This window comes from Pantoea sp. GM01 (assembly GCF_000282675.1).
Taxonomy (GTDB): Bacteria; Pseudomonadota; Gammaproteobacteria; order Enterobacterales; family Enterobacteriaceae; genus Pantoea; species Pantoea nemavictus.
Window position 1 is genome coordinate 1 of the sequence record NZ_AKIU01000075.1, and the last position, 4,893, is coordinate 4,893.

At 57.8% G+C, this 4,893-nt stretch carries 5 protein-coding genes; all 5 read right to left on the reverse strand.

What is annotated here, in order from left to right:
- Positions 1 to 68 precede the first annotated feature (68 nt).
- The 5 genes from PMI17_RS19580 to PMI17_RS19600 all read right to left on the reverse strand — a co-directional run bounded on the left by PMI17_RS19580 (position 69) and on the right by PMI17_RS19600 (position 4,673).
- Positions 69 to 773 carry a proteasome-type protease gene (locus tag PMI17_RS19580; protein WP_007891878.1) on the reverse strand — a complete coding sequence of 235 codons (705 nt, stop codon included), beginning with the start codon at positions 771 to 773 and terminating at the stop codon, positions 69 to 71.
- 20 nt (positions 774 to 793) lie between these two features.
- Positions 794 to 1,594: a transglutaminase family protein gene (locus tag PMI17_RS19585; protein WP_007891879.1), complete on the reverse strand. Its 801-nt coding sequence runs from the start codon at positions 1,592 to 1,594 to the stop codon at positions 794 to 796.
- Complete coding sequence (locus PMI17_RS19590) at positions 1,591 to 2,520, reverse strand: alpha-E domain-containing protein (RefSeq protein WP_007891880.1); 930 nt, start codon at positions 2,518 to 2,520, stop codon at positions 1,591 to 1,593. Before PMI17_RS19590 ends, PMI17_RS19585 begins: the two co-directional genes overlap by 4 nt.
- A complete protein-coding gene (locus PMI17_RS19595) occupies positions 2,514 to 3,953 on the reverse strand; it encodes a circularly permuted type 2 ATP-grasp protein (RefSeq protein ID WP_007891881.1) in 1,440 nt (479 codons plus the stop codon). Before PMI17_RS19595 ends, PMI17_RS19590 begins: the two co-directional genes overlap by 7 nt.
- Before the next feature lie 111 nt (positions 3,954 to 4,064).
- Complete coding sequence (locus tag PMI17_RS19600) at positions 4,065 to 4,673, reverse strand: cupin domain-containing protein (RefSeq protein WP_007891882.1); 609 nt, start codon at positions 4,671 to 4,673, stop codon at positions 4,065 to 4,067.
- Positions 4,674 to 4,893: the final 220 nt, after the last annotated feature.

The following is a 4,893-nucleotide window of genomic DNA, read 5'->3' on the forward strand; positions in this document are numbered from 1 at the left end:
CAGCCGATGGCGAACGAAAGTCGCTCAGCGCTTAACTGATCGGCATTACGCCATTCATGGCGACCTGGTTACAACTTTAACGGTGGCAACTGCGAAAACACGCTCAACAACCCTTTACTCCACAGCTGGCGAATCTGCGAATAATAGGGATGCTGTTCGGTGATGTGATATTGCTCGCTGTCGCTAAAACTGTCGCTGCGATACACCATCACATCCAGCGGCAGGCCAACGGAAATATTACTCGCCAGCGTAGAGTCCATCGAAATCAGCGCGCACTGCATCGCCTGGCTTAAGGGCGTTTCGTAGCGCAGCACGCGGTCAATAATCGGTTTACCGTATTTGCTCTCACCAATCTGGAAATAGGGCGTATCGACGCTCGCCTCAATGAAGTTGCCCTGCGGGTAGATCTGAAACAGACGTGGCTCCTCGCCGCGAATCTGGCCGCCCAGCAGCAGCGTGCCGCCAAACTCCTCGCCATCGCGCTTAATCACTTCACGCAGCGTTTCACCCACCATCAGCGCAATGTCATACAGCGATCGCCCATTCAGCAGATTGGGCTGATCGCCATCGCCGTTGTTACGTCGCAGCAGGCTCAGCACGCTCTGCGTGGTCGCCAGATTGCCAGCGCTTTGCAGCACCAGCGTGCGCTCATCATCCACCTGAAACACATGCAATTTACGGAACGAGGAAATATGATCAACGCCCGCGTTGGTACGTGAATCGGAAACAAAAATCATCCCTGACGATAAACGCATTGCCACACAATAAGTCATAGTTAAGCCTGCCAGGAAAATTACTGCTGCCCGTGCACCTGCAGCACCGCAGCCACCGCCAGCATATCTTCACCGCCGCCGCCCAGTCGCATTCCGCGCACCGGACACGCATCGAGATAATCCACGCCGACTGCCAGCCGCAAATGCTGGCGCGTGCTACGGGTATTATTGGTGATATCAAAGCTGTGCCAACTGCCATCCAGCCAGGCTTCAACCCAGGCATGAGTGGCGACGTGCTCCACGTTTTCAGTATAGAGATAGCCGCTGACATAGCGCGCCGGAATCCCCAGGCTGCGACAGCAGGCGAGAAACACGTGACTGTGATCCTGGCAAACGCCGCTGCCGGCAGCAAATACTTTCGCCGCGTTATCACTCACCTGGGTGCTGCCGGGACGATACGGCATCTTCAGCAGCAGTTCATCCATCAATTTTTCCAGGCTGGCCAGCGGCTTTTCCGGCCGCCAGTAGCGCTGAGCAAACTCGCGAATTTCGCCATCGGGCTGGGTCAGCGGCGTGGCGCGCAGAAACACCAGCGGCGACAAGGCGCATTCCGGATCGGGCGCCCATTCGCCGGCATCAAGAATCTCCACCACGCCACGCGCCGCGATATCGAGCTGCTGATGCGGCGTATCCAGCGTCAGCACATGCATCACATTGCCATAGGCATCTTGCGTGCAGGTGGCTGCGCACGGCAGCTCCAGATCCCACGAGATAATCCGTTGATGCACCGAGTTTTGCGGCGTCAGGCGCAGATACTGGGTACTGAGTGTCACCTGCTGCTCATAGGCGTAGCGGGTTTTATGCTCGATGTTCAGTCTCATTTCGCCTCCAGATAGGTGTGATTGATGCTGTCTGCCAGCGCGTTGAGGCGCGTCAGGAAAGCCGTGAGCCAGTGCGTTAACCCTTCCTGCGTCAGGCTTTCCCAGGTGCTGAAACGCATCTCCGCCAGCAGCACGGTGATCAAATAGCGCGGTCGATCTTCCCCGCTGCTGCCGAGCTGCTCCAGCTGCGTAGCGATCTCATCAATGCAGGAGTGCAGCGATCGCGGGCTTTCGCTGCGCAGGATCAGCATCTCATTCACCAGATCCGGCAACAGCTGCTGCTTGAATATGGCGTTATAGGCTTCGCGGGCGGATACCGCGCGCAGCAAGGTGTCGAGGCGATAGTATTCGCGCACCGAATCCGACTGCTGCTCCATCAGTTGCTGATTGACACTCAACAGACGCGCGGTGCCGTCGCTGCGCTCCATTAATGTGCCGATGCGGATAAAGCTCATGGCATCGCCGCGTAGCAAGGTGCCGAACATCGCGCCGCGGAACAGGTGAGAGCGCTCTTTAACCCAATCAAAAAAGCTATCGGCATTGGCGCTGGTGATGCCGCGCCGCCGCGTATTGCGCATCTCGATCCAGGTCGAGTTGATGCTCTCCCACACTTCCGATGACAAACTGCCGCGCACCGCATGCGCGTTGTTCCACGCCTCCTGCCAGCAGCTGAAAATACTGCACGGATTGCGATCGTCAAGCGCGAAGAAGTTGAACAGCTGCGACATAGTGAAGCGACCGTTGAGGGTTTCAAACAGTTCACGCGTGCCGGTGAGGTTGAGCGGCAGCAGCAGATCATCACCCTGATTACCGCGTACCGGCATTAACGACAAACGGTTGGTGACATCCAACACGCGAGCGAGTTGTTCTGCGCGCTCCAGATAGCGCGCCATCCAATAAAGGCCACTGGCCGTGCGGCTTAGCATGATGCGTCATCCTCCAGAACCCACGTGTCCTTGGTGCCGCCGCCCTGCGACGAGTTCACCACCAGCGAACCTTCGTTGAGCGCCACGCGGGTTAAGCCGCCAGGCACCAGCCGGATATCCGCACCACACAGGGCAAACGGCCGCAGATCGATATGACGCGGCGCGAGGCCGTTATCAATAAAGGTTGGGCAGGTCGAGAGCGACAGCGTGTCCTGGGCGATGTAGTTTTCCGGCCGCGCTTTGAGGCGATCGCGGAAATCACTCAGCTCCTGCTGGCTCGCCACCGGGCCAATCAACATGCCGTAGCCGCCCGCGCCGTGCACCTCTTTCACCACCATTTTCGCCAGGTTGGCCAGCACATAAGTCAAATCCTGTGGTTTGCGGCACTGCCAGGTAGGAACGTTATTCAGGATCGGCTCTTCATCGAGGTAGTAGCGGATCATCTCCGGCACATAGGGATAGATCGACTTATCATCAGCGACGCCGGTGCCGATGGCATTCGCCAGCACCACGTTGCCGGATCGATACACTGACAGCAGGCCCGGCACGCCGAGCATCGAATCCGGACGGAACGCCAGCGGATCGAGGAAAGCGTCATCGACGCGGCGATAAATCACATCAATTTTGCACGGGCCCGCGGTGGTACGCATCATCACCGCGCCATCCTTCACAAACAGATCGGCGCTCTCCACCAACTCCACGCCCATCTGCTGCGCGAGGAAACTGTGTTCGAAGTAGGCGCTGTTAAAGCGGCCCGGCGTGAGCACCACCACCACCGGATCGTTGACCGGCGAGCTTTCACGCAGCGTTTGCAGCAGATGAGAAGGATAGCGTTCCACCGGCGCGATGTGGCGCTCGGCGAACAGCTCCGGATAGAGGCGCATCATCATCTTACGATTCTCCAGCATGTAGGAGACGCCAGATGGCGTGCGCAGATTGTCCTCCAGCACATAATATTCGCCGTCGTTATTGCGCACCATATCCACGCCGACGATGTGCGCGTAGATATTGCGATGCAGATCGACGCCGTGCATGCAGGGCTGATATTGATCGTTCACCAGCACCTGTTCGGCGGGTACGATGCCCGCTTTGAGGATGAATTGCTGATGGTAGATGTCATGCAGAAAGGCGTTGAGCGCCTGCACGCGCTGGCGAATGCCGCGATCAAGCATCGCCCACTCGCTAGCTGGAATAATGCGCGGCACGCTATCGAAAGGAATTAAACGCTCTGCCCCGCCGTCGTCACCGTACACGTTGAAGGTGATGCCGACGCGATGAAACAGCAGTTCCGCCTCTTCGCGCTTGCGCGCCACGGCATCTTTGTCCGCCTGTTGTAACCATTCCCAGTAATGCTGGTAGTGAGCGCGGTGTTGGCCATCGCTCAGCAACATCTCATCATAGAAGTGCGGTGCTATCTGGTAGCTTTCTTTCATGATTTACCCGGCGCTTGTCAGAGGACATCACTCTCTCCTGCACAAACTGTGCCAGAGGCTTGCCCCGGCATGGCACACGCGCCGCGCGGCTGGAAATGGCGAAATTGCACTTTACTGGTGCATCAGCTGCTGCGCGATCGGCAGCCAAATCTCCGTCATCGCGCCTTCGCCACCGGTAAACGGATCGCGCTGCGGCAGTGGAACCTGCTGGATCTTCTCCTTCGACGCACGCAATCGCGACGGCTCATCGCGCACGGTTTCCGGGGACATTCCTTCAGGATAGGCGCCAACGGTGAAAAAATCCTCCGAGGCAAACACCTGCTTGTGGCCGACGCCAGCGGGAATCAGCACCGCATCGCCTTCGCGCAGCGTCACCATGCGGCCGCTATCGCCGCCAAACAGCACCTCCGCCCAACCGGCCGCCACGCCTAACACTTCATGGGTGTTGGGATGATAATGGGTGTACGGGAAGATCGGCGAACGCCAGGCGGCGGGCCAGCCGTTGCGGGTAAAGGTTTTTTCAAACCACGCGGCGCTATCTTCCGCTTCATCTTCATCCGGCACGATCCCGGGCCAGATGATCAGCGGCAGCGGGCTATTGGGCACGCCACCGGAAGGCAGCGACAGCATCAAATGTTGCGGATTGCTGGATGATCCCGCGGAAAAGGTACCGGCGGCGAAAGACATCAGTAACAGCAGGCTGGAGTGGTTGGCAGTCATACTCTTTCTCCGGTTAAACACGATGCTTAATTGTGGCTTACCCAACCCACAATGCAATGTGCGCCCGCCGACAAAATTCACATAAAAGAATGATTTAGCTAACTAAAGCCAAATTACTGCGCAACATATTTAACATGATGTGCCGGCGTTAATTCGGTCGCCATCAATGGCGTAATGCCGATCAGTTAAGCGCTGAGCGACTTTCGTTCGCCATCGGCTG

Coding starts and splice junctions, on each gene's coding strand:
- PMI17_RS19580 (WP_007891878.1), bottom strand. CDS start 773: ATGACTTATTGTGTGGCAATGCGTTTATCGTCAGGGATGATTTTTGTT.
- PMI17_RS19585 (WP_007891879.1), bottom strand. CDS start 1,594: ATGAGACTGAACATCGAGCATAAAACCCGCTACGCCTATGAGCAGCAG.
- PMI17_RS19590 (WP_007891880.1), bottom strand. CDS start 2,520: ATGCTAAGCCGCACGGCCAGTGGCCTTTATTGGATGGCGCGCTATCTG.
- PMI17_RS19595 (WP_007891881.1), bottom strand. CDS start 3,953: ATGAAAGAAAGCTACCAGATAGCACCGCACTTCTATGATGAGATGTTG.
- PMI17_RS19600 (WP_007891882.1), bottom strand. CDS start 4,673: ATGACTGCCAACCACTCCAGCCTGCTGTTACTGATGTCTTTCGCCGCC.